The organism is Pseudotamlana agarivorans (assembly GCF_001642835.1).
Taxonomy (GTDB): Bacteria; Bacteroidota; Bacteroidia; order Flavobacteriales; family Flavobacteriaceae; genus Pseudotamlana; species Pseudotamlana agarivorans.
The window spans coordinates 163,193-188,385 of sequence record NZ_LXEI01000008.1; the positions used below are offsets into that span (position 1 = coordinate 163,193).

At 35.0% G+C, this 25,193-nt stretch carries 19 protein-coding genes and 1 tRNA gene; 12 read left to right on the forward strand and 8 right to left on the reverse strand.

Annotated features, from left to right (window positions below):
* Positions 1-11: 11 nt before the first annotated feature.
* Complete coding sequence (locus A6I66_RS10180) at positions 12-1,019, reverse strand: 3-oxoacyl-ACP synthase III family protein (protein ID WP_067148725.1); 1,008 nt, start codon at positions 1,017-1,019, stop codon at positions 12-14.
* Between the two features lie 275 nt (positions 1,020-1,294).
* On the opposite strand from A6I66_RS10180, the gene htpG reads away from it, so the two are divergent.
* From htpG to A6I66_RS10225, 9 genes are all read left to right on the forward strand, one after another.
* Positions 1,295-3,205 (forward strand): molecular chaperone HtpG, encoded by a 1,911-nt coding sequence (gene htpG, locus A6I66_RS10185; RefSeq protein ID WP_067148727.1) that lies wholly within the window; start codon positions 1,295-1,297, stop codon positions 3,203-3,205.
* A 182-nt stretch (positions 3,206-3,387) separates the two neighbouring features.
* Positions 3,388-4,074: a DUF4377 domain-containing protein gene (locus A6I66_RS10190; protein ID WP_067148730.1), complete on the forward strand. Its 687-nt coding sequence runs from the start codon at positions 3,388-3,390 to the stop codon at positions 4,072-4,074.
* Between the two features lie 58 nt (positions 4,075-4,132).
* The gene (locus tag A6I66_RS17055) at positions 4,133-4,960 is read left to right on the forward strand and encodes an FKBP-type peptidyl-prolyl cis-trans isomerase (protein WP_067148733.1); all 828 of its coding nucleotides are present in this window, start codon (positions 4,133-4,135) and stop codon (positions 4,958-4,960) included.
* A 204-nt stretch (positions 4,961-5,164) separates the two neighbouring features.
* Complete coding sequence (locus A6I66_RS10200; RefSeq protein ID WP_067148736.1) at positions 5,165-6,052, forward strand: ABC transporter ATP-binding protein; 888 nt, start codon at positions 5,165-5,167, stop codon at positions 6,050-6,052.
* 33 nt (positions 6,053-6,085) lie between these two features.
* Positions 6,086-9,727, forward strand: coding sequence for an ABC transporter permease/M1 family aminopeptidase (locus tag A6I66_RS10205; protein ID WP_067148739.1), 3,642 nt, complete (start codon positions 6,086-6,088; stop codon positions 9,725-9,727).
* 54 nt (positions 9,728-9,781) lie between these two features.
* Entirely contained in the window at positions 9,782-10,417 is a 636-nt protein-coding gene (locus A6I66_RS10210) for an MOSC domain-containing protein (protein ID WP_067148742.1), read from the forward strand.
* Positions 10,418-10,478: 61 nt separating this feature from the next.
* Positions 10,479-10,859 (forward strand): hypothetical protein, encoded by a 381-nt coding sequence (locus A6I66_RS10215; protein ID WP_067148745.1) that lies wholly within the window; start codon positions 10,479-10,481, stop codon positions 10,857-10,859.
* Positions 10,860-11,000: 141 nt separating this feature from the next.
* Complete coding sequence (locus A6I66_RS10220) at positions 11,001-13,190, forward strand: B12-binding domain-containing radical SAM protein (RefSeq protein ID WP_067148747.1); 2,190 nt, start codon at positions 11,001-11,003, stop codon at positions 13,188-13,190.
* A 98-nt stretch (positions 13,191-13,288) separates the two neighbouring features.
* Positions 13,289-14,530, forward strand: coding sequence for a DEAD/DEAH box helicase (locus A6I66_RS10225; RefSeq protein ID WP_067148750.1), 1,242 nt, complete (start codon positions 13,289-13,291; stop codon positions 14,528-14,530).
* A gap of 2 nt (positions 14,531-14,532) precedes the next feature.
* Here the strand turns inward: A6I66_RS10225 and A6I66_RS10230 are convergent, their stop codons facing one another.
* Positions 14,533-15,198, reverse strand: a complete 666-nt coding sequence (locus A6I66_RS10230) for a M15 family metallopeptidase (protein WP_084399619.1) — start codon at positions 15,196-15,198, stop codon at positions 14,533-14,535.
* Between the two features lie 720 nt (positions 15,199-15,918).
* Between A6I66_RS10230 and A6I66_RS10235 the strand changes: the two genes are divergently transcribed.
* Positions 15,919-16,617, forward strand: a complete 699-nt coding sequence (locus A6I66_RS10235) for a DUF4369 domain-containing protein (RefSeq protein ID WP_067148753.1) — start codon at positions 15,919-15,921, stop codon at positions 16,615-16,617.
* Between the two features lie 130 nt (positions 16,618-16,747).
* On the opposite strand, the gene A6I66_RS10240 is transcribed toward A6I66_RS10235, so the two are convergent.
* The 4 genes from A6I66_RS10240 to idi all read right to left on the reverse strand — a co-directional run bounded on the left by A6I66_RS10240 (position 16,748) and on the right by idi (position 18,213).
* A tRNA-Thr gene (locus tag A6I66_RS10240) sits at positions 16,748-16,821 on the reverse strand.
* A 62-nt stretch (positions 16,822-16,883) separates the two neighbouring features.
* Positions 16,884-17,150, reverse strand: a complete 267-nt coding sequence (locus tag A6I66_RS10245) for a hypothetical protein (RefSeq protein WP_067148756.1) — start codon at positions 17,148-17,150, stop codon at positions 16,884-16,886.
* Between the two features lie 131 nt (positions 17,151-17,281).
* On the reverse strand, positions 17,282-17,692 hold the full coding sequence (locus A6I66_RS10250) for a 6-pyruvoyl trahydropterin synthase family protein (protein ID WP_067148759.1): 411 nt from the start codon (positions 17,690-17,692) through the stop codon (positions 17,282-17,284).
* Entirely contained in the window at positions 17,689-18,213 is a 525-nt protein-coding gene (gene idi, locus A6I66_RS10255; protein WP_067148762.1) for an isopentenyl-diphosphate Delta-isomerase, read from the reverse strand. Before idi ends, A6I66_RS10250 begins: the two co-directional genes overlap by 4 nt.
* A 215-nt stretch (positions 18,214-18,428) precedes the next feature.
* Here idi and A6I66_RS10260 point away from each other — a divergent pair, with 215 nt between their 5' ends.
* Positions 18,429-20,018: a peptide chain release factor 3 gene (locus tag A6I66_RS10260; RefSeq protein ID WP_067148765.1), complete on the forward strand. Its 1,590-nt coding sequence runs from the start codon at positions 18,429-18,431 to the stop codon at positions 20,016-20,018.
* 51 nt (positions 20,019-20,069) lie between these two features.
* Positions 20,070-20,297, forward strand: coding sequence for a (4Fe-4S)-binding protein (locus tag A6I66_RS10265; RefSeq protein WP_067148769.1), 228 nt, complete (start codon positions 20,070-20,072; stop codon positions 20,295-20,297).
* Between the two features lie 40 nt (positions 20,298-20,337).
* Here the strand turns inward: A6I66_RS10265 and A6I66_RS10270 are convergent, their stop codons facing one another.
* Positions 20,338-20,655, reverse strand: coding sequence for a DUF3467 domain-containing protein (locus A6I66_RS10270; protein ID WP_067148772.1), 318 nt, complete (start codon positions 20,653-20,655; stop codon positions 20,338-20,340).
* Between the two features lie 173 nt (positions 20,656-20,828).
* Positions 20,829-25,130 carry a DNA-directed RNA polymerase subunit beta' gene (gene rpoC / locus A6I66_RS10275; protein WP_067148776.1) on the reverse strand — a complete coding sequence of 1,434 codons (4,302 nt, stop codon included), beginning with the start codon at positions 25,128-25,130 and terminating at the stop codon, positions 20,829-20,831.
* Between the last annotated feature and the right edge of the window lie 63 nt (positions 25,131-25,193).

Here is a 25,193-nt window from a genome sequence, read left to right on the forward strand (position 1 = left end):
ATTTTTAGTGGTTAAGCCCATTTTATTATAGCACTCGCCCATGTAAAACCACTACCAAAAGCAGCGAGCACCACATTATCACCTGCTTTAATTTTTCCAGCTTCCCAGGCTTCAGTAAGCGCAATAATTACGGAAGCGGCTGTAGTATTACCATATTTCATAATGTTATTGAAAACCTGTTCATCTTGCAATCCGAATTTACCTTGAATAAATTGCGCAATACGCAAATTGGCTTGGTGTGGAATAAGCAAATCGATGTCCTCTTTTTTCATACCGTTTTTAATCAAGCCTTCCATAATCACTTCGCTAAATCGTACCACGGCATGTTTAAACACAAAGGTACCATCCATATAAGGGAAGTATGAAATATCTTCGCCATCAGATTCTAAAATCTCAGGTACCCAATGTGCAATACTTGGCGATTCTACAATAAGTTTATCGGCGTACTTACCTTCACTATGTAGATGTGTTGATAAAATACCTTTTGAATTATCCTCTTCTCGAGACAACACACAGGCGCCAGCACCATCACCAAAAATCACTGAAACCCCACGTCCTCGTGTGGTTTTATCCAAACCATTACTATGATATTCTGCACCAATAACCAGCACATTTTTATACATGCCCGTTTTTATAAATTGATCGGCCACCGATATGGCATAAACAAATCCGGAGCATTGATTTCTAACATCTAGAGCGCCTACGGTTGGCATATCTAACATATCTTGAATTTGCACGCCACAACCCGGAAAATAATAATCTGGACTAAGGGTTGCAAACACAATAAAATCGATATCATCTTTTGTTATGCCTGCACGTTCAATAGCAATTTTAGCGGCCTTCGCCCCCATAACAGCCGATGTATCTTCGCTTCCTTCAGGAATCCAACGACGTTCTTTTATACCTGTTCGCTCCTGAATCCATTCATCATTGGTATCCATGAGTTTAGACAATTCGTGATTAGTCACCACATTTTCAGGCAAATATTTTCCTAATCCTATTATTTTAGAGTTGTACATATTTAGCAAAGTTTTTCATTTCCGCGTAAGCGAAAATCTTAGTATTGCTAAGCAAAATACAAAATAATACCATGATTCTCGAATATAATACCAGAGTTAAGCTATTATTTCCTTTCAAATTGTGTCAGTTTGTCATATTTACCCAATTGGCATTTTTGTTGTCTGTTGGAGTACAGTAATAAAACTATAAATGAATTAGATTCCTTTTTTAAAGGGAATAAAAAATAATCAAAAGATTCCCTCCTCCGAGGGCACAAAAATTAAAACTATTTATCATGACAAAAGGAAACATTAATGTATCGGTAGAGAATATCTTTCCTCTCATTAAAAAATTCTTGTACAGCGATCACGAAATCTTTTTACGTGAGCTGATTAGTAATGCGACAGATGCCACTTTAAAATTAAAACACTTAACCAATATTGGTGAAGCCAAAGTTGAATATGGCAATCCTAAAATTGAAGTTAAAATTGATAAAGAAGGTAAAAAACTTCACATTATCGATCAAGGTTTAGGTATGACTGCTGAAGAAGTAGAAAAATACATTAACCAAGTAGCCTTTTCTGGAGCTGAAGAGTTTCTAGACAAATACAAAGATTCAGCTAAAGATTCAGGTATTATTGGTCATTTCGGACTAGGTTTCTACTCAGCTTTTATGGTGGCTGAAAAAGTTGAAATCATCACCAAATCTTTCAAAGACGAGCCTGCAGCACATTGGACTTGCGACGGATCGCCAGAATTCACTTTAGAACCTGCTGATAAAACCGATAGAGGTACCGAAATCATCCTTCATATCGCTGAAGACTCAACCGAGTTTTTAGAAGACAGCAAGATTAGCGAGTTACTTTTAAAATATAACAAGTTCATGCCAGTGCCAATTAAATTTGGAACTAAGGAAATTAACGATCCTGAGCACGAACCACAAACTGTAAAAGGTGAAGACGGTAAAGAAACTACCGAACCTCACAGAAAAATTACGGTTGACAACATTATTAACAACCCGAATCCTGCTTGGACAAAGCAGCCAGCAGATTTAAAAGATGAAGATTACACTGGTTTTTACCGTGAATTGTACCCGATGCAATTCGAGGAGCCTTTATTCAACATCCACTTAAATGTTGATTATCCGTTCAACTTAACAGGGATTTTATACTTCCCTAAATTGTCGAACGACATGCAAATGCAAAAAGACAAAATTCAACTGTACCAAAACCAAGTTTTTGTAACGGATAATGTTGAAGGTATTGTTCCTGAATTTTTAACCATGTTACGTGGTGTTATCGATTCGCCAGACATTCCGTTAAACGTATCGCGTTCATATTTACAAGCCGATGGGGCTGTTAAAAAGATTTCATCATACATTACTAGAAAAGTTGCCGATAAGTTAAAGTCTCTTTTCAATGCTAATCGTGAAGATTTTGAAGCGAAATGGAACGATATTAAAATCGTCATTGAATACGGTATGCTTTCTGAAGAGAAATTCTTCGAAAAAGCTGAAGCCTTTGCTTTATACCCTACAGTTGATGGTAAATTCTACACTTACGAAGAGCTTTTCAATAAAATTAAAGCCAATCAAACCGATAAAGATGGTAAGTTAGTGATTCTTTACGCTTCAGATAAAGATGCACAACACAGTTACATCCAATCGGCTAAAGCCAAAGATTACGAAGTATTGTTGTTAGATTCACCAATCATTTCGCACTTAATTCAGAAATTAGAAGGCACGAAAGAGAACATTACTTTTGCTCGTGTTGATGGCGATCATATCAATAATCTAATTAAGAAAGATGAAAATACCATCTCTAAATTAAATGAAGATCAAACGAAAGCTTTAGACGAGTTATTAAAAGAAGTGATTCCTTCTGAAAAATTCACCGTACAATTAGAAGCTATGGACAGCGCTGAGTCGCCTTTTACCATCACGCAACCAGAATTTATGCGTCGTATGAAAGAAATGCAAGCTACAGGCGGAGGCGGTATGAACATGTTCGGTAATATGCCGGAAATGTACAACTTGGTGGTTAATACGAACTCTAACTTAGTTGGAGAAATATTAAATACGGAAGCTAAAGACAAACAAGAACGCTTAATTAATCAGAGTTTAGATTTAGCACGTTTATCTCAAGGCCTACTAAAAGGTGAAGAGCTTACAAACTTCATTAAACGTAGCTACGAAATGATTAAATAAGATCGCTGTTAAGCTAGAATTCTTTTTAATTAAAAATAGCATTCTAGCGCTTTCGCGGAAATAAAACCCTAAAAACCACTTTGTTGATGCAAGGTGGTTTTTTTATGATTTTATTAAGGAATAATTTTTCAATCTTTACGCAACCTTTTACAACATATAACATCTAATAAAAAATTGTATCTATGAAATTGATTAAAACCATTTCTACAGTCATTCTATTGACTATTTTAAGCACGTCTTGCAGCTCTAACGACACTGAAAACACTAGCTTTTGGGTAAACAGTATGAAAGCAGACTGTGATGCTGGAGCTGGGAAAGCACAATGCCTACAAATTTATAAAGGTGAGGATATTGAAAATGCCGAATGGACTTACTTCTATAGTACTATTGAAGGCTTTAACTTTGAACCTGGTTTACTTCAAAAATTAGAAGTTTCAGAAACCCATTTGGAAGCAAAAGATGTTCCTGCCGACGCTTCATCTATTAAATACAAACTGGTAAAAGTTTTGGAGAAAAAAGCAGACCCTAGAATGATATTAAACGACATTTGGGCAGCAACACATATTGAAGGCAACGCCATTGAAACCGATAACATTGACGTGCCTTATATAGAAATCAACATCGCCAAACTCATGATTTCAGGTACCGATGGTTGTAATAATTTTTCGGGAAGCATCAAAAAACTTAACACGAACACCATAGCGTTGGGCCCTATTGCCATGACAAGAAAAATGTGTCCCAATATGGAAGTTCCTGATCGTTTTAGCAAAGCTTTAACCCTTTCTACAACCTATAAAAGAGACGGTTTAACGCTTTATTTTTATGATTCGGAAGGTCATGAAACCCTACGTTTTAATAAAGCAGACTAAAACGTTTAATAATTCCGCTATTAAGACACCCCCTAATTAATAACACAAAATAATCCCCATGAAACAATTCCTATTTATTTGTGCCCTTGTACTTTTTACAGCCTGTGAAAAAGACGAGGCACCAAAAGATTATTCGGCTGAAAATGATGCAGAAATTCAAGCTTACCTCAGTGAAAACAACCTAGATGCAAGAAAAAGTGGTACTGGTTTATATTATATTATTGAAGACCAAGGAACAGGAGCAGTACCACAAGCCGACGACCGTGTAAAGGTTGCATACAAAGGGTACTTTACCGATGGTACCGTATTCGAAGAAAATGAAGAAGGTATATCTATTCAACTTAACTACCTTATCAAAGGTATGGTTGAAGGACTTGGGTACATGAAAGAAGGTGGAAAAGGGACTTTAATTATCCCTGCTCATTTGGCCTACGGCGATGAAGATTCAGGAGACATCCCAAGAGGATCTGTCATTATTTTTGATGTCGAACTCATTTACGTAAACTATACTACCGAAAACGAGCAAGAGATTAAAGCCTACTTAGAAGAAAACGATATAGAAAACGCTACTAAGTCCTATTCCGGCCTATACTATACCATTCACAACCAAGGAACGGGAAATAAAGCTAAAGATACCGATATTGTAAGCGTAACTTATACAGGATACTTTATAGATGGTGAAGAATTTGATAAAAGCGCTTCTGAAGTGACTTTCGATTTAACTAATCTCATAAATGGATTTTCGGAAGGAGTATCCTTGCTTAATGAAGGTGGTAATGCAACCTTGTACATTCCTGCTCATTTAGCTTACGGAAACACTGGACAGGGAAGTATTCCTCCTGGAGCCGTTCTTATTTTTGATGTCGAACTTGTTAAGATAAATTAAGTTTTTTTTAATAAATCACCATTTAACAACCTAAACCACCTTGTTTATACAAGGTGGTTTTTTTATGAAAAACTTTTAAAAAAACCTCATTTTAAACTTCTAAACCGCCAAATAAAGCTAATCATCCCATTTATTTTCACAAATCACACCAATTCAATACTTTAAAACCAATATTAATGTATTAACCACTCAAGCTCTTTACATATGAATTTACAAATTAGTAATTTAAGTAAAACCTATCACAATGGAGTTCAAGCCTTAAAAAATGTATCTCTTGACATTCCAGCAGGTATGTTTGGTTTATTGGGACCTAATGGCGCAGGGAAATCGTCATTAATGCGCACCTTGGCTACTCTTCAACAAGCAGATTCTGGCACGGTAACCTTAGGCGACATTGATGTATTGAACGAGAAAGAAAAGGTTAGAAAAATATTAGGATACTTACCTCAGGAATTTGGCGTTTATCCCAAAATTAGTTCTTACAACATGCTTGATCATATTGCAACTCTTAAAGGTGTTTCAAACAAAGCAGAACGTAAAGAATTGGTAGAATCTCTACTTAATAAAACCAACTTGTGGCAATTTAGAAATAAAAGCTTGGGAAGCTACTCTGGCGGTATGAAACAACGTTTTGGTATTGCCCAAGCCCTAATTGGTAATCCTAAATTGATTATTGTGGATGAACCTACAGCTGGATTAGACCCTGCCGAACGTGTTAGGTTTCACAATTTATTAAGTGAAATAGGCGAAAACACTATTATAATTTTATCCACACACATCGTTGAAGACATTTCAAACTTATGTAGCAGTATGGCTATCATTTGTTTAGGAGAGGTGGTTATTAAAGGAAATCCTATAACTCTAACCGAAGCTGTAAAAGGTCGTATTTGGGAGAAAACTATTGAAAAAGCAGACCTGGTTAATTACCAAAAAGAACTTCAAGTTATCTCAACTTATCTTAAAAGTGGTCAAACGGTCATTCATGTTTTAAGTGACAATCAACCAGATCTCTCGTTCAAACCTTCTGTTGCAAATTTAGAGGATGTTTACTTTTCTGAAATTACAACACGCATGGAAGCCATGCCTGTATAATGGTTTAATTCTACTTAATAAATTCGATCATTTATGTTTAAAGAAATATTTTTATTTGAATTAAAGTACAGACTAAAACGACCTGCGACTTGGGCTTATTTTAGTATGCTTCTAGTTTTTGGACTCATTTTTTCAATAAGTGGTGATGTTCCCGCTTCAGAGAAAGCCTTTGTAAACTCTCCGCTATCCATTGCCAGAATGATAAACGTTGTAAGCATTTTTGGCATTATGCTGGCAAGCGCTATAATGGGTGTTCCTGTGTATCGAGACCTTGAACATAAAACAATGAACTATTATTTTACTTACCCTATTACTGAAAAAGGGTATATACTTGGTCGCTTCTTAGGTTCTATGTTTATTTTGTTTATGGTAAGTTTAGGTTTTAACCTAGGACTTATATTAGGTTTTGAAATAGGGCCTTTTGTTGGAATCATAGAACCGGAACGCTATACATCGCTTAATCTTTGGCATTACATTCAACCAACACTTCTTATCGGATGGACAAACTTTTTCTTTGCAGGATGTATTTTCTTTTCCCTAGTAAATTTAACAAAAAACATCATGCTTGCTTATGCCGGTGGCGCTATCTTATTTATCATTTACCTAGTAGGTTTAACTTTATTAGATGATATTGAGTTTAGAAAAACGGTAAGCCTTTTTGATCCTTTTTGCTACGCAACACAAATTAATATTACGAGATACTGGACCCCTGTAGAGCAAAATACTTTAACTGTTCCTTTAACTAAAACACTTATATGGAACCGTTTGATTTGGGTAGGCCTTGGTCTCATAATATTTTTATATACCTTGTTTAAGTTTGATTTCATCAAATTTGCTAACTATAAATTTAAAGCTCAAAAAAAGGATCTCAACTTAGATAAAGCAAATCCGAATGCCGCTTTAATCAAAATCCCTCAAGTTTCTCAAGTTTTTTCTAATAGTCTCAATTTTAAACTCCTATTTAGCCTCGCTTTTTTAGAGTTTAAAAATATTGTACGAGATCATTTTTTTAAGGCCATTTTAATTGCGGCAGTAGTATTCTTAATTTTTGATGCTTTTTACGGAGCTCCTTTATATGGCACCCCCTCACTACCTCTTACCTATTATATGCTAGAAGTGAAAAACTTCAACTTTGTTGTACTCATTTTTATTCTTATCGTATTTATGACTGGGGAAGTGATTCATAGGGAACATACCGTGCATTACAACCAAATTTTTGGCGCACTTCCGATACCGAATCGACTCATTTACGCCTCTAAATTTTTAGCCATAGTTATGATATGTTTCATATTAGTTAATTTGGTACTTGTAAGTGGTGTGATAACCCAAACAGCTAAAGGGTATTTTAATTATGAATTTCAAAAATATTTCACCGATTTATACCTAATTGAATTTCCTAGATACATTATCTACACCCTACTAGCATTTTTCATTCATTCGTTAGTGACTAAAAAGTTTTTAGGTCATGTTATAACAATTGCCATTTGGGCAACACTTTTTGCTTTAAATTCTTTTGCAGATATAGACAACAACCTCTATTTATACGGATATACACCTCGCTATATCGTTTCTGACATGAATGGTTTCGGACATTTTGGCCCTGCATTATTCTGGTTTTTATTTTACTGGTTAAGTTTCGGTGGTGTCTTACTTTTAATTGGCTACCTGTTTTGGAAACGCGGAACAGATTCAGGAAGAAAAGCACGATGGCAAATTGCTAAAGAAAGACTGAACATTAAAACCATTGGGGCTCTTATTGTATTATTTGTAGCTTTTTTGGGGTCTGGAATTTTTATTAATTACAATACCAAAACGCTCAATAATTACCGTACTGAGAAACAACAAATTGCCCAGACTGCAGCTTACGAAAAACAACTAAGCAAATACCACCAATTACCTCAACCAAAAGTTATTGACGTTAAAGTTGTTGCCGATTTATTTCCAGAAAACAGAACTTCAAAAATAAAAACAACCATGCTTATGGTGAACATGTCAAACGTAACTATTGACTCCCTACACCTTAATTGGGGCCAAGAAGCATTGTTAAAAAAAGCAATTAACAGTTTCACCATTGGCGGCTTTACTCCTGTTTTAGGAAAGCGTTATGACAATTTTGGTTATGAAATTTACGCTTTTAAAAAACCTTTAAAACCAAACGATACTATCGAAATGATTTTAGATGTCACGGGCTCATACAAGGGGTTTCCTAATGAAGGATACGGGTCGGAAATTGTTTATAACGGTACATTTATAAATAATGATTTTTTTCCTTCCTTCGGTTACGATATTAGTAAAGAGCTTACAAGCGACAAAGACCGAAAAAAGCATAATTTACCAATTAAAGACTACATTTTTCCAGACCAAAATAATCCGTGGGGAAAGGATAATTTACTTTTTAATAAAGATGGCGATTATATTAATTTTGAAGGGGTCGTGAGTACGGCTCCCGACCAAATAGCTATTATGCCAGGGTATTTACAAAAAGAATGGACTGCCAATGGAAGAAGGTATTTTTCATATAAAATGAAAGAAAAACTAGATTATTTCTACAACATTTCTTCCGCCTCCTATAAAGTCCATAATGACGTTTGGCACGGAGCATCTGGTGAAGAAATAAATATTGAAATTTTTCATCACCCCTCTCACACCTATAATATTGATCGTTTTGTAAAAAGTGTCAAAAATTCCCTGGACTACTTCACAAAATATTATGGACCATACCAATACAAACAGATTCGCGTTTTAGAATTCCCACGATACGATACTTTTGCACAATCATTTCCAAATACGGTGCCTTACGCCGAAAGTTTTGGTTGGGTTGGTGACTTTAGCGACCCTGATGATTTAGACTATGTTTATACCGTTACTGCTCATGAGGTAGCTCACCAATGGTGGGGCCATCAAATTACACCTTCCATGACAAGAGGTGCCAATCAAATTTCAGAATCAATGGCAGAATACTGCTCTTTAATGGTTATGAAAGAAGAGTACGGCATTGATGCCATGCAAAAATTCTTAAAAGAAGAATTAGATAGATATCTCACAGACAGAGCTAACGAAAGTAAATTTGAAAAAACACTGCTAAACAATGATACCCAAACCTATGTATGGTACAGAAAAGGCGGACTTATCCTATATGCATTACAAGATTACATAGGAGAATCTCAATTAAATAGTGGATTTAAAGCTTATGCAGACGCCACTAAATTTAGTGAATCCCCTTTTACAACCTCCATAGAATGGTATGACTATATCAAATCGGTTACTCCTGATTCCATACACTATTATTTAGAAGATAGTTTTGAAAAAATAACCTTATACTCCAACAAAACTACGGAAGCCAAATACAAAAAAATAAATGACAATACTTATGAAGTCACACTGCAGGTAGAAAGTAAAAAAGAATATTTTGGCGGTAATGGTGAGTTACTAACCACTAGCAGTGACCCCAACCTTTTAGATATTGCCATTTTCGATCATGATGAAAAAAACAAAAAAGGTATGACCGTTAAAAAACCGCTTTTAATTAAAAAGTTATGGGTTAAACCTGGAAAATCGACGTTGACTTTCACAACAAACAAGCTTCCTATAAAAGCAGGAATTGACCCCTACAATAAAATGATTGACATGATTCCAGATGATAATTTAATTCCACTTGAAGAAGTAACCGATTAACCCTTTGATGATAAAATAAACACTAGATTTAGCATATTTCGTTATTTTTACCTCATGAAAATAACATCCACCAATACGGCCAAACCAACCACTATTATTTGGAATAATAAGGAGGTAACTACCGGCATTTACAAAACCCCAACCTCATCACCTATTTTTTTAGGTCAAAGCGATGTTGAAAACGATACTGTAACCGACAGAAAGTATCATGGAGGTGAATTTAAGGCATGTTATTTATTTTCAGAAGATCAATACCCTTACTGGAAAGGACTTTATCCAAATTTGGACTGGAACTACGGCATGTTTGGCGAAAACCTAACTGTAGAAGGTTTAGATGAAACTAAAATTCAGGTTGGAGATATTTACCGTGTGGGAACTGCTTTAGTACAGATTAGCGAACACCGAGAGCCTTGTTTTAAATTGGGCGTTAAGTTTGAAACACAAGAGGTTTTAAAACAGTTCATACATCATGGTTTTTGTGGTACCTATATCCGAGTAATTGAAGAAGGCCATGTGCAAAACGGAGATACATTTACTTTGGTTAAGCCAGCAGAAAACAGCCTAACAACCTCAGAACTCTTCCATTTAATTTTTGAAAGAACTAAAAACCAAGACCTGCTTCTAAAAGCCATAAATAACGAAGCCTTAGCTCCAAAGCTTCGAAATGATCTTAAAAAGCTTATAGATTAAAGACTTGCTATTTTATAAAAATTAGGTTTTGTTGTATCTCATTTTTTTGTACTTTTAGTTTATGAGCAAGACAACAAAAAAATTAAAGTTACAGCAGTATAGCGATATTTATATTCTGAACAAACCGGAATCTTTTGATGATACTTTCAAAGACATTTCTTATTCAGAATCTATTGTAACCACCTCCTGTGTGGAGTGCGCTTTGGTGTTCTCACAAACCAAAGATGAATTTATCAATCAAATGCTCACCTTATTCCCAAGGTTGTTAGACCATTCTGTAGTTTGGGTATTTTATCCTAATGATACTTCTATTAGTGAAATTTCAAAATTACATATCGAGCTAGACTGGGATTTTTTAGGCGATTACCGTTTAAAACCCACTAAATTAATCGCCATAGACAACACATGGAACGCTATGAAGATTAAAAAGATTCATGTCTAAAAGATTCTTTTCGGAATAACACTACTTTTCAGCTCCTATTCAAAATACTAGGATTCCTTTTTGAAACTATCTATTGTTATTTTTAAAACTACATCCCTAATTCCTTTTCAATTATCTTTGTGCCCATATATTGCATAAATTTTGAAAGACCTCTTACTTATTACCCCGCCTTTTACACAACTCAATACGCCCTACCCCGCTACGGCATACTTGAAAGGCTTCCTTAAAACGAAAAACATTAGTGCTTTTCAAATGGATTTAGGGATTGAAGTTATTTTAGAATTATTCAACAAAAAAACCTTCGCGGAATTGTTTGATTTAGCTGCCGAAAACCAACGCATTGTATCAGATAATTGTCAGCGTATTTACGCCCTAAGAGAGGCTTATTTAGAGCCTTTAGATGATATCATCCAATTTCTTCAAGGCAAAAACCAGAGTTTAGCTCGACAAATTTGTACCGATCATTATTTACCTCGTGCCTCGCGTTTCAATCAGTTGGACGATATGGACTGGGCTTTTGGCTCGATGGGATTTCAAGACAAAGCCAAACATCTGGCTACTTTGTATCTCGAAGATTTATCCGATTTCATTATTGAATGCATCGATGATAATTTTGGATTTAGCCGATATGCCGAACGCTTAGGTCAGAGTGCTCATAGTTTTAATGAACTCTATTCGAATTTAGAAGCGCAGCCCACTTACATCGATCAAATTACCTTGGAAATTCTTGAATCAAGAATGAGATCGACACAACCTAAGTTAGTTTGTTTTTCTGTTCCCTTTCCTGGGAATTTATATAGTGCCTTTCGATGTGCGCAATTCATTAAAGCGCATTTTCCAGACATAAAAATGGCTATGGGTGGTGGATTTCCAAACACCGAGTTACGGTCGCTCACCGATGTTCGTGTTTTTGAGTTTTTCGATTTCATCACTCTAGATGATGGAGAATTACCCATCGAATTATTACACCACAACCTCATTGGAAACGATTCTCCCCCACTTTACAAACGCACCTTTTTACTAGAAAACGGTAAGGTTTCATATAAAAACAACAACCCGAAACCTGATTATAAACAGCTTGAATTAGGGACTCCCGACTATTCCGATTTACACCTAGACAAGTACATTTCAGTAATTGAAATTGCAAATCCCATGCACAGTTTATGGAGTGATGGCCGATGGAATAAACTTACCATGGCGCATGGTTGCTACTGGGGAAAATGTACTTTTTGTGACATTTCATTAGATTACATTAAAATCTACGAACCTATTACGGCTAAATTATTGGTGGATCGTATGGCGCAAATCATTGATCAAACAGGAGAAAACGGATTCCATTTTGTAGATGAAGCCGCGCCTCCATCACTTATGAAAGCCCTAGCTCTAGAGATTTTAAAACGAAAAATGACAGTGACTTGGTGGGCAAATATCCGTTTTGAGAAAAATTTCACCCACGATTTATGTCAGCTTTTGAAAGCTTCTGGCTGTATTGCTGTATCGGGAGGTTTGGAGGTAGCATCCGATCGCTTACTAAAATTGATAGACAAAGGGGTTACCGTTGAGCAAGTTGCCCAAGTGACACGCAATTTCACCGAAGCAAACATCATGGTACACAGTTACCTCATGTACGGCTACCCAACACAAACGATTCAAGAAACTATTGATAGTTTAGAAATGGTGCGCCAATTGTTTGAACTTGGCATTATTCAGTCTGGCTTCTGGCATCAGTTTGCTCTTACCGCTCATAGCCCTATTGGTCAAAATCCAGACGCTTATAACATTACCCCGCATTATAAAAACATCAGCTTTGCGCACAACGATATCGATTTTTCCGACAACACAGGCATAGACCACAACATGTTTAGTTTCGGATTAAAAAAATCCTTGTTTAATTTCATGCATGGTATTGGTTTTGATTTACCTCTACAAGACTGGTTTGATTTTAATATTCCACACACCACTATTCATCGTGATTTCATTTATGATAGCCTAGAAACACCTGTGGATTTCAAACTAAAACCACGAGGCAAAGCTCTTTGGTTAGGATCACTCCCTTCAGTTAATGAATTTTCAAAAACTAAAAAAGCAAATACCTATGCCTATTTAAAACTATCATTTCATTTAAAAACGGATACGATTGATATTACGCTAAACAAAAATCATGGCGATTGGTTTATAGATATGCTTAGTAAACTCACACCAAATAATGAGCAATTATTAACGCTTTCCGAATTGAAAAAAGATTATGAAAGCCATTTTGACAATTTTGAATTGTTTTGGTTTTCAAAACCTATTATGACTTTAAGGGGAAACGGACTTTTGGTTTTATAAAATTGAAATCGCTTTCAGATAAAAAAGAATCATATTCTTATTTTTTCCGCTAAAGGAAAGCCAACACAATTTCCACTATCTTTGCGGAAACTTTCTACATGTCATTTAAAGATTTAAAACTCAACAGGCCAATTTTAAGAGCTGTAGCTGAAGCTGGGTATGATAACCCGACTTTAGTACAAGAAAAAACCATCCCTATAATATTAGAAAAAAAGGATATGATTGTTTCGGCTCAAACCGGAACAGGAAAAACAGCGTCTTTTGCCCTGCCAATACTTCAATCTTTATTTGACCGACAAGATGCTCCTAAAAAAGGCAAACAAGTCAAAGCTTTAATTGTAAGCCCTACAAGAGAATTGGCATCACAAATTAGTGACAACTTTAATAAATATAGCACCTATACTAATTTAAGAACAGCTGTTGTTTACGGTGGTATTTCTATTGAACCTCAAAAGGAAGTTTTAAAAAAAGGAGTCGATATTTTAATAGCAACTCCAGGTCGTTTATTGGATTTACACAAACAAGATATTGTCAATCTAGATTATGTAGAAACGCTAGTTTTAGATGAAGCCGATTTGATGTTAGACATGGGTTTTATTGATGATGTTAAAAAAATTGAACGCCTTTGCACCAAAGAAAAACAAATCTTACTTTTTTCGGCAACTATTCCATACAAGGTGGAACAATTAGCTAATTCAATATTAAATAACCCTGAACGTGTTGAAGTTGCTCAAAACGCTTCAACCTCTAAAAATGTAAACCAGTTGCTTTATTTTGTACCTAAACGCAATAAAATTGAATTGTGTTTACACTTACTAAGAAATACGATTAAAGGCCATATCATCATTTTCCGACGTACCAAATTTGGCGTTGAAAAACTGGAACAAACCTTGCTTAAAAATGGTTATAAAGTAGAAAGTATACATGGTGACAAAAGTCAGACTGCAAGACAGGACGCTTTAAGTAAATTCAAAAATAGGGATGCTAATATTTTAATAGCTACAGATGTTGCTGCCCGAGGCATTGACATTAATGATTTAGATGCTGTTATTAACTTTGATTTACCAAATATCCCTGAAACTTATGTTCACCGTATAGGACGAACTGCTAGAGCGGGTAATAAAGGCGTAGCATATTCACTGTGTTCTGCTGATGAGAAGACTTATGTACAAACCATACAACAGCTCATTCAAGTCCAATTGGACGTAATTGAAGAACACCCATATCCATTAGACCCAAAAGCCAAACCTATTGTTCATAAATCCAAAAAAACGGGGAGTAAACACAAAAAAGGACGAAAAAGTGAGGCTTCAAAAAAGAAAAAGAAACGCTGGTATTAAGTTTATTCCACAGGGAAATCAAAATAGGTATGAGGAAAAGGCTCATGACGTAATGTAAAGTGCCACCACTCTTTAGAATAACCTCTAAAACCGTGTTTAAGCATGATATCATGAAGTAGTTTTCTGTTTGCTTTTTGCTTTTCAGTAATCTCTTGATTGCTATACCAAGATACTGGTCCGAAAAAATCAAAAGGGCTTCCCATATCCAAAGGTTCACCCGTATTTCCATCAATAATGGTTAAATCCACAGTACTTCCTTTACTGTGTCCAGAATGTGTTGCTATGTATTGTTCTCTAAACAAGTTTTTCTTTCTAATATGCGGATAAAAGATTTGTTTGGTTAAAGTATCATTCACGTCCCTAGCCCACTTCATAAAATGATTTACGGCTCGTTGTGGTCTATAGCCATCATAGACTTTTAAACACAAATTTTGCATTTGTAAATCATCATTAACTAGTTTCAGGGCATGGGCGGCTTCCTTGGTTAAAATAAGTCTATTAGCATGGTAGCCCTCTACAGGTTTACCTACAAAATTAAAGCTCGTGTGATAGCGTAGTTCAACATCCAAATCGGGAATCACTTCTTTTACGTAAACAAAACCTTCAGGCAATTGGGCAAATAAACCAAAACTAGTCAAGCACGCTAGTATAAAAACTTTAAATTTCATTTTATTATTATTTCTGCGAATTTAAAAAAATAAAAGCCTATTGGGTAACTAATTTAAATATTGGCTTTTATTATTAGGACTGATACATTTGACAAGAATCATAATGTCATGACGCACTGATAGTGCTGCCTAAAATTAGGCATAAAAAAAACCGAGCTCCCTCAAACTCGGTTTCTTATCAATTTGCTGTTAGTTTTATGAAGTTAGATTTGGGATCACCCCATTAACAACATATGCAAATATTAATTAATTAATCCATTGAACTAAAAAAAATGTATTATTTAGTACACTTCAAATATAAAACAAACATCCTAATTTAAACGACTAAATACCGTTATTTTCGATTAAATACACGAATTATTAACATTTAACAACAATTTATAAGAAACACCGTACAACTAGAATCTAACCCCAGCAAATTATGTAAAATTTTTCTTCTTAGTAAAATCCAAACTAATACCATTTAAAATGGAAAAAGCACCTCTTAAAAAAAAGGTGCTTTTTCACTAACTAACCAACCAAAAATATGAATCACATTTACTAGTTTAAAGTAACCACTCAATAAACCATATCGCAAATGCATTCGGTACAAAATTAGCAATAGATATACCAAATGAATTATAGTTTTGGGCTTTTGTGAATAATTTAACAATGTTCATATTATTCATAGTATTTAAAAATTAATTATTAGATATTTGCCGATAATTAAATACCCTATTCATGAAAAAAATATCTATACTACTTTTAACCTTCATATGCCTATCTTGTGGAGATAACAGCAACGATTTAACGGTAAAAACCCATGTAAAAGGACTTAAAAAAGGAACCGTATATTTAAAGAAAGTAGAAGACACGACCCTAGTAACTGTCGATTCGATTGTAATTAATGGTAATTCGAGTTTTGAACTGCATAGTAAACTGGAATCTCCTGAAATGTTTTACTTAGATCTTGATAAAAATAGTACAGAACAAGATCGCATAGGCTTTTTTGCCGATCGTGGTGTTACAGAAATCAATACAACTCTTAAAAACTTCGTATATGATGCCAAAATTAAAGGCTCTAAACAACAGGAAGTACTAGAGAATTATAAAGCGCTTATTTCCAAAATAAATAACAGAAACTTAGATATCATTAAAGAAAAGTTTGAAGCTCAAATTGCCAAAGACACTACTAAACTAATAGAGCTTCAAAAGGAAGAAAACAGTGCCATAAAAAGAAAATATTTATACACGGTAAATTTTGCAATACAAAATAAAGATAGTGAAGTTGCTCCTTTTTTAGCGCTTTCAGAAATTTACAATGCGAGGTTAGATTTACTAGATACTATTAATAAATCTTTAACCCCAAAAGTTAAAGACTCAAAATACGGAAAGGAACTTAACAGTTTCATTGAAACTATTAAAAGTGCGGAGAAATAATCTTAATTACACGCTCTAAAAAAACAGCCTTGTAAATAATTTACAAGGCTGTTTTTTTTTAGTCTTAATACAACACAATAAGGTTAGTAAAAAGCATAAAAAAAGCTTCACTTTTAGTGAAGCTTTTTTGAGCCGATGGAGGGACTCGAACCCACGACCTGCTGATTACAAATCAGCTGCTCTAGCCAGCTGAGCTACATCGGCTTATTTAACGGGTGCAAATATAATCGCATTTTTTTTAATTGCAAGCATTCCGTTAAAAAATTTTATCCTAATGCATTAATTTTATCAATCAACCCTTTTCCTTTTGTTTCTAGCTCGTTGCTAATCGCCTTAAAATGAGCTTTTGGGTTCTCAGATTTAGCGTTTACCTTAGCAATTAACTCATCAAAAGTATTTATTGCTTCATCGATAATTGCTTCACTCTTTTTCGTGTCTTTATCAGTGTTTTCGTATTCCCAAACATAAACCGCTTCAATAATATCACCCAAAACAAAATTTATATCTTTTTTTAGGTCTCTAACATTTGCCATAATTTCTTAATTTATTTTGAGCAAAATTACATATAAACTTCCAATAGACCGCTATTTTAAGATATATTTTACAGTCTAAAACACTTCTAATATTTTGAGTGTAAGCCTAGCTCGATGGGATTATTTTTAAGTTAGTCTCCAGAATACCGTACAAAATTACGAGGCGTTTCATAAAGTGTTATTTCAAGCTCTAACGCAGCATCTAATTTAGGTTTTAACTTATTATAGATAACAACAGCAATATTTTCGGCAGTAGGGTTTAGGCTTTCAAATTCTGGAACTTCAAGATTAAGGTTTTTATGATCAAAAGCTGCTTCAATTTCAACCTCAATTAATTCCTTTAATATGGCGACATCAATAACAAAACCGGTCTCCTCATTAATTTCACCAGTTACACTTACAATAAGTTCGTAATTATGTCCGTGATAATTAGGGTTATTACATTTACCAAAAACAGCATCGTTTTTCTCAAAACTCCAGTTTTTGTTAAACAATCTATGAGCTGCATTAAAATGAGCCTTTCTACTTACAGTTGCTTTCATGTATTTAACTTTATACTATCGTAAAACTTATCGAAAATAACTTTAAACCAAGCTGTGTAAATTTCTGGTTGTTTTTCAATATCCTCTTTAACGGCTTCAAGTGGCATCCATTTCCAGCTCGCCACTTCATCGGGATTAATATTAGGTTCGCCATTATAAGTTCCTAACATAATATGATCGTATTCATGTTCGGTTAATCCGTTATCAAAAGGGGCTTTATACATAAAAGAAATCGATTCTTCTAATGGCACTTCAAAACCCATTTCTTCTTGTAATCGTCTTCTACCAGCATCTAAATTAGATTCACCATCACGTTGGTGACTGCAGCACGTATTGGTCCAAAGCCCAGGAGAATGATACTTATCCAAAGCGCGTTGCTGAAGCATCAATTCATTTTTATCATTGAAAACAAAAACAGAAAAGGCACGATGTAATAAGGCTTTTTCATGAGCCTCCATTTTTGGCATCAAGCCTATTTTTTCATCTTTTTCATTTACAAGTATTACTTTTTCTTCTTCCATCTATCAATTTCTGTTTTTAGAATTAAGGCTTATAAATTCCCTAGATTAAAGGAATTTATAAAATTTTATCATTTAGAATTAAATCATAAAAAACAAAAATACCAAGTAAATTTCGAATACCGAATGAATACAAATAGAAATTTAAAAAGTGTTTTTATCTGCTATGCTTATTGAAGTTATATCTTATCTTTGCAACCCATTTTGCAACAAGATTTATGAGTTTTTTAAAAGAAATACAACGACGACGTACTTTTGGTATTATTTCGCACCCCGATGCTGGTAAAACCACATTAACTGAAAAATTATTACTTTTTGGTGGAGCGATCCAAGAAGCAGGCGCTGTAAAGAGCAACAAAATAAAAAAAGGGGCTACGAGTGACTTCATGGAGATTGAGCGTCAACGTGGAATCTCTGTTGCTACTTCGGTCTTAGCTTTTGAGTACAACGGTATTAAAATTAATATTTTAGATACGCCTGGTCACAAGGATTTCGCCGAAGATACCTTTAGAACCTTAACAGCGGTAGACAGTGTGATTGTTGTTATTGATGTTGCAAAAGGTGTTGAGGAGCAAACAGAAAAACTGGTTGAAGTTTGTAGAATGCGTAACATCCCGATGATTGTTTTTATTAATAAAATGGATCGCGAGGGTAAAGATGCTTTTGAACTACTAGATGAAATCGAGCAAAAGTTAGGTTTAACTGTAACGCCTTTAAGTTTCCCTATAGGTATGGGGTACGATTTTAAAGGTATTTATAATATCTGGGAAAAAAACATCAATTTGTTTAGCGGAGACAGCCGTAAAAATATTGAAGAAACCATTGAAATATCCGATTTAGAATCTGAAGAACTTAATAAATTAGTAGGTGACAATGCCGCTGAAACCTTAAGAGAAGAGTTGGAATTGGTTGATGGTATCTATCCGCAGTTTAACCATGAAGATTACCTAAACGGTACGTTGCAACCGGTGTTTTTTGGATCGGCATTAAACAGTTTTGGTGTTCGTGAACTCCTAGACTGTTTTGTTGAAATTGCACCAAAACCACAGCCTAAAAACAGTGAAGAACGCCTTGTTAAACCCGATGAGGATAAATTTTCTGGATTTGTATTTAAGATACATGCCAATATGGACCCTAACCACCGAAACCGTTTAGCCTTTGTTAAAATAGTTTCTGGTGAATTTAAAAGAAATGCGCCTTATTTACATGTGAGACATGGTAAAAAGGTCAAGTTTTCGAGTCCGAATGCTTTTTTTGCTGAAAAGAAAGAAATTGTAGACATTTCCTACCCTGGTGATATTGTAGGTTTACAAGATACAGGAAACTTTAAAATTGGTGATACCCTGACTGAAGGTGAAATTTTAAATTATAAAGGTATTCCTAGCTTCTCACCGGAACATTTTAGATACATCAATAATGCCGACCCTTTAAAATCTAAACAGCTTTTTAAAGGCATCGATCAATTAATGGATGAGGGTGTTGCCCAACTATTCACCTTAGAACTTAACGGAAGAAAGGTTATTGGAACTGTTGGAGCTTTACAATATGAGGTGATTCAATACCGATTGGAGCATGAATACGGGGCTAAATGTACCTATGAAAATTTAAATGTTCATAAAGCGTGTTGGGTAGATCCGAGTAACTCAAAAACAGATGAATATAAAGAGTTTGTTCGTGTGAAGCAACGCTTTTTAGCTAAAGACAAACGTAACCAATTGGTATTCCTGGCTGACTCTGCATTTTCACTGCAAATGACGCAACAGAAGTACCCGAATGTTAAGCTTCATTTTACTTCAGAATTTAATTAGTCTTTTTAGATAACCCAAATTTTAACTAAAGTCTTCGCTGATTCTAAAACTATGAAAACAACGGAATACGGAAACCGAGAAATTAGTATCACCTATTGTCCTTTTCAATGTCAACAGTCTAATATCTGTACGCAAGAGCTTTCAGATGTCTTTCAAAACTCGGTAATTCCATGGATTGATCCAGAAGGTAGTACTACTGAAAAAATCATTAAACAGATAAAGAAATGCCCCTCAGGAGCATTAAAATATAAACTCCACAAAAAGGAAATGGCCTTTTAATAAAAAAGCCATTGAACAAAAATTTGTTCAATGCTTTTTTTTATGCTTGACCTGTAGGCCCAAAGTTTAAAGGAATTGGTGGTTGATCGTAATCTTTAATTTCACCATGAGCATTTTCAAATCGCGCTACATTTTCTCCAAGCGCCTTTAATAAGCGTTTAGCATGTTGCGGTGTGAGAATGATTCTTGACTTCACTTTGTTTTTAGGAACACCAGGCATAATATTAACAAAATCTACCACAAATTCTGAAACAGAATGGTTTATAATGGCCAAATTAGAGTAAGTACCTTCAGCTACTTTTTCATCTAATTCTATATTTATTTGCCCTTGTTTTTGCTTGTCTTGTTCGTCTGCCATATTTAAATATTTTTTTCCAATATAGAGGAAATGTTTTAAAGTTATGTGATTTTAAAATAAAAAAGCCTTCAAGTATAAATACATGAAGGCTTTTATTTTTAAGATTCCCGCCTTACTCATCGACACTTACCTTCAAAAAGGTATTCGTGAATCTTCGATTTCGCGGGAATGCTTTAGTTGTAATTTAACTCTTGTTTCACTTGCATCATTTCGTCAAACTCTTCTTTAGAACCTACAATGATATCAGAGTAACGTCTCATACCAGTACCTGCAGGAATTCTATGTCCAACAATAACGTTTTCTTTCAAGCCTTCTAAAGCATCTACTTTACCTGCTACTGCAGCTTCGTTTAATACTTTAGTTGTTTCTTGGAAGGATGCCGCAGAAATAAATGATTTCGTTTGAAGCGAAGCTCTTGTAATACCTTGAAGTATTGGAGTCGCCGTTGCTGGTTGAGCATCTCTAGCCGTAACAAGTGCTTTATCTTCACGACGTAAAATAGAATTTTCATCTCTTAACTGTCGTGGAGAAACAATTTGACCTGCTTTAAGCGTAGAAGAATCTCCAGCGTCTTCAATCACTTTCATTCCGAAGATATCATCATTTTCTTTAATGAAATCTGCTTTATGAGCCAATTGATCTTCTAAGAAAATCGTATCACCAGAATCGATAATTCTAACTTTACGCATCATTTGTCTAACAACAACTTCGAAGTGTTTATCATTAATTTTCACCCCTTGTAAACGGTATACCTCTTGTACCTCGTTTACTAAGTATTGTTGAACAGCTGAAGGTCCTTTGATATTCAAGATATCGTTTGGTGTAATAGAACCATCAGATAATGGCATACCAGCTTTAACGTAATCATTCTCTTGTACTAAGATCTGATTAGATAACTTCACTAAGTATTTCTTAACATCACCTAATTTAGATTCTACGATAATCTCACGGTTACCTCTCTTAATTTTTCCGAAAGAAACCACACCATCAATAGCAGAAACAACTGCTGGGTTAGATGGGTTACGCGCTTCGAATAACTCGGTAACACGTGGAAGACCACCTGTAATATCCCCTGCTTTTGCAGATTTACGAGGAATCTTAACTAAAATCTTACCAACATTAATTTTCTCTCCATCATCAATCATAAGGTGAGCGCCAACTGGTAAGTTGTAAGAACGCATGGTTTCACCACTAGCATCTTCAATATGAAGTGTTGGAATAAGCTTTTTGTTTCTAGATTCAGAAATTACTTTTTCTTGGAAACCTGTTTGCTCATCAATTTCAACTTGGTAAGTTACCCCTTGTTCGATGTTTTCATATCTTACTTTACCAGCAAATTCTGAAATAATTACACCGTTATATGGATCCCAAGTACATACGACATCACCTTTAGCTAATTCTTGACCATTTTTAACAAAAATAGTAGAACCATAAGGAATGTTATTAGTACTTAATACAATACCAGTTTTCTTATCTGTAAGTTTAAGTTCAGACGTTCTAGAAATTACGATATCAATCTCGTTTCCTTCACTATCTTGACCTTTAACTGTTTTTAAATCTTCGATTTCAGCAATACCGTTAAACTTAACAGCAAGCTTGTTTTCTTCTGAAATGTTACCCGCAATACCACCTACGTGGAACGTACGAAGTGTTAACTGTGTACCAGGCTCACCAATTGATTGTGCCGCAACAACACCAACAGCTTCACCACGTTGTACCATTTTACCTGTAGCTAAGTTACGACCGTAACATTTCGCACAAATACCTTGTAACGCCTCACAAGTTAAAGCAGAACGTACTTCAATACTTTCTAAAGGAGATGCACCGATGGCTTTAGCAACAGCATCATCAATTAATTGACCAGCAGAAGCTAATTTCTCTTCAGTTAAAGGATTAAATACATCGTTTAATGAAACACGACCTACAATTCTTTCCTGTAAAGTTTCAACAACTTCGTCATTCTTTTTCAATGGTTCAACTTCAACACCTCTTAATGTACCACAATCTTCAGTATTGATAATAACATCTTGAGAAACGTCTACTAAACGTCTTGTTAAGTAACCAGCATCGGCAGTTTTAAGGGCCGTATCGGCAAGACCTTTACGTGCACCGTGCGTAGAGATAAAGTACTCTAAAATTGAAAGACCTTCTTTAAAGTTAGAAAGAATTGGATTTTCAATAATTTCTCCACCACCAGCGTTAGATTTTTTAGGTTTTGCCATTAATCCACGCATACCAGTTAACTGACGAATCTGTTCTTTAGATCCACGAGCTCCAGAATCAAGCATCATAAACACCGAGTTAAACCCTTGTTGGTCTTCACGAATACGTTTCATAGACAACTCTGTCAATTCAGCATTTGTAGAGGTCCAGATATCAATAACTTGGTTGTAACGTTCGTTATTGGTAATAAGTCCCATGTTATAGTTACCAGTAATACCATCAACTAAGCCGTTAGCTTTATCGATCATACCTTGCTTTTCTGGCGGGATGATGATATCTCCTAAACTGAATGATAAACCACCTTGGAAGGCGAATTTAAATCCTAAAGTTCTAATAGCATCTAAGAAATCGGCTGTTTCAGGAACTGAAGTTGCTTTTAAGATATTACCAATAATATCTCTTAACGACTTTTTAGTTAATACTTCATTAATATAACCAGCTGCTTGAGGCACGTGTTGGTTAAATAATACACGACCAACTGTAGTTTCGATGATAACCGGAGCAAGTTTACCTTCCTCATTAATATCAATCGTTCTTACTTTGATACCAGCATTCAAATCAACGCGTTGCTCATTGAAAGCAATTTCTACCTCTTCTGGAGAGTAGAATGTTAAACCTTCACCTTTAATTGGCACTTCTGGTGTAGACTTACGTAGCTTGGTCATATAGTAAAGACCAAGTACCATATCCTGAGAAGGTACCGTTACCGGAGAACCATTAGCAGGGTTTAAGATATTGTGAGATGCCAACATTAACATTTGACACTCTAAAATAGCCTCTGGCCCTAATGGTAAATGCACCGCCATTTGATCCCCATCGAAATCGGCGTTAAATGCCGTACATACTAATGGGTGTAACTGAATCGCTTTTCCTTCAATTAATTTTGGTTGAAAAGCTTGAATACCTAAACGGTGTAAGGTAGGCGCACGGTTTAGTAATACTGGATGTCCTTTAAGAACGTTTTCCAAGATATCCCAAACCACAGGCTCTCTTTTATCTATAATTTTCTTTGCAGATTTTACTGTTTTAACAATACCTCTTTCAATTAGTTTTCTAATAACAAAAGGTTTGTATAATTCAGCTGCCATATTTTTTGGCAATCCACATTCAAATAATTTTAATTCTGGTCCTACAACAATTACAGAACGTGCTGAATAATCCACACGCTTACCAAGTAAGTTTTGACGGAAACGACCTTGCTTACCTTTTAATGAATCTGATAAAGATTTTAAAGGTCTGTTAGAATCTGTTTTTACGGCAGAAGACTTACGTGTGTTATCGAATAACGAATCCACAGACTCTTGAAGCATACGTTTTTCATTACGTAAAATAACTTCAGGAGCTTTAATTTCAACCAATCTTTTAAGACGGTTGTTACGAATAATAACACGACGGTATAAGTCATTCAAATCAGACGTTGCAAAACGACCTCCATCTAGTGGTACTAGAGGACGTAATTCTGGCGGAATGATTGGAATTACTTTCATAATCATCCATTCTGGACGATTTTCTCTATTTTGATTTGACTCACGTAAAGACTCTACAACTTGTAAACGTTTTAAAGCTTCCGTTTTACGTTGTTTAGACGTTTCGGTATTGGCTTTATGACGTAATTCGTATGATAAAGACTCTAAGTCAATTCTTGCTAATAATTCGATTAAACATTCAGCACCCATTTTAGCTAAAAACTTGTTTGGATCTGAATCGTCTAAATACTGATTATCTTGAGGAAGGGTTTCAAGAATGTTTAAGTATTCTTCTTCTGTTAAGAAGTCCATTTTTTGTAATGGTTCACCTTCTTCATTCTTAGCATTACCTGGTTGAATAACTACGTAACGTTCGTAGTAAATAATCATATCTAATTTCTTAGATGGTAATCCTAATAAATAACCAATTTTATTCGGTAACGAACGGAAGTACCAGATGTGTGCTACAGGAACCACAAGGTTAATGTGCCCAACACGATCACGACGTACTTTCTTTTCTGTTACTTCAACACCACAACGGTCACATACAATACCTTTGTAGCGTATTCTTTTATATTTACCACAAGCACACTCGTAATCCTTTACAGGACCAAAGATACGCTCACAGAACAAACCATCACGTTCTGGTTTGTGAGTTCGATAATTGATAGTTTCTGGTTTTAAAACTTCGCCTCTAGACTCTGCTAAAATAGACTCTGGAGAAGCTAAACCGATTGAGATTTTATTAAATCTCTTAACTGTATTTTTATCTTGTTTTCTTGCCATGTTTTTTAAGTCTTCAGTTTTCAGTCACAGTTCAGAGTAATTACTGAACGCTGTGACTGAAAA

Excerpts from the sequence above, each read along its gene's own strand:
- htpG (WP_067148727.1), top strand. The coding sequence starts at position 1,295 with ATGACAAAAGGAAACATTAATGTATCGGTAGAGAATATCTTTCCTCTC.
- A6I66_RS10200 (WP_067148736.1), top strand. The coding sequence starts at position 5,165 with ATGAATTTACAAATTAGTAATTTAAGTAAAACCTATCACAATGGAGTT.
- A6I66_RS10180 (WP_067148725.1), bottom strand. The coding sequence starts at position 1,019 with ATGTACAACTCTAAAATAATAGGATTAGGAAAATATTTGCCTGAAAAT.
- A6I66_RS10190 (WP_067148730.1), top strand. The coding sequence starts at position 3,388 with ATGAAATTGATTAAAACCATTTCTACAGTCATTCTATTGACTATTTTA.
- rpoC (WP_067148776.1), bottom strand. The coding sequence starts at position 25,130 with ATGGCAAGAAAACAAGATAAAAATACAGTTAAGAGATTTAATAAAATC.
- A6I66_RS10215 (WP_067148745.1), top strand. The coding sequence starts at position 10,479 with ATGAGCAAGACAACAAAAAAATTAAAGTTACAGCAGTATAGCGATATT.
- A6I66_RS10265 (WP_067148769.1), top strand. The coding sequence starts at position 20,070 with ATGAAAACAACGGAATACGGAAACCGAGAAATTAGTATCACCTATTGT.
- A6I66_RS10250 (WP_067148759.1), bottom strand. The coding sequence starts at position 17,692 with ATGAAAGCAACTGTAAGTAGAAAGGCTCATTTTAATGCAGCTCATAGA.
- A6I66_RS10270 (WP_067148772.1), bottom strand. The coding sequence starts at position 20,655 with ATGGCAGACGAACAAGACAAGCAAAAACAAGGGCAAATAAATATAGAA.
- A6I66_RS10210 (WP_067148742.1), top strand. The coding sequence starts at position 9,782 with ATGAAAATAACATCCACCAATACGGCCAAACCAACCACTATTATTTGG.
- idi (WP_067148762.1), bottom strand. The coding sequence starts at position 18,213 with ATGGAAGAAGAAAAAGTAATACTTGTAAATGAAAAAGATGAAAAAATA.
- A6I66_RS10235 (WP_067148753.1), top strand. The coding sequence starts at position 15,919 with ATGAAAAAAATATCTATACTACTTTTAACCTTCATATGCCTATCTTGT.
- A6I66_RS17055 (WP_067148733.1), top strand. The coding sequence starts at position 4,133 with ATGAAACAATTCCTATTTATTTGTGCCCTTGTACTTTTTACAGCCTGT.
- A6I66_RS10260 (WP_067148765.1), top strand. The coding sequence starts at position 18,429 with ATGAGTTTTTTAAAAGAAATACAACGACGACGTACTTTTGGTATTATT.
- A6I66_RS10205 (WP_067148739.1), top strand. The coding sequence starts at position 6,086 with ATGTTTAAAGAAATATTTTTATTTGAATTAAAGTACAGACTAAAACGA.
- A6I66_RS10245 (WP_067148756.1), bottom strand. The coding sequence starts at position 17,150 with ATGGCAAATGTTAGAGACCTAAAAAAAGATATAAATTTTGTTTTGGGT.
- A6I66_RS10225 (WP_067148750.1), top strand. The coding sequence starts at position 13,289 with ATGTCATTTAAAGATTTAAAACTCAACAGGCCAATTTTAAGAGCTGTA.
- A6I66_RS10230 (WP_084399619.1), bottom strand. The coding sequence starts at position 15,198 with ATGAAATTTAAAGTTTTTATACTAGCGTGCTTGACTAGTTTTGGTTTA.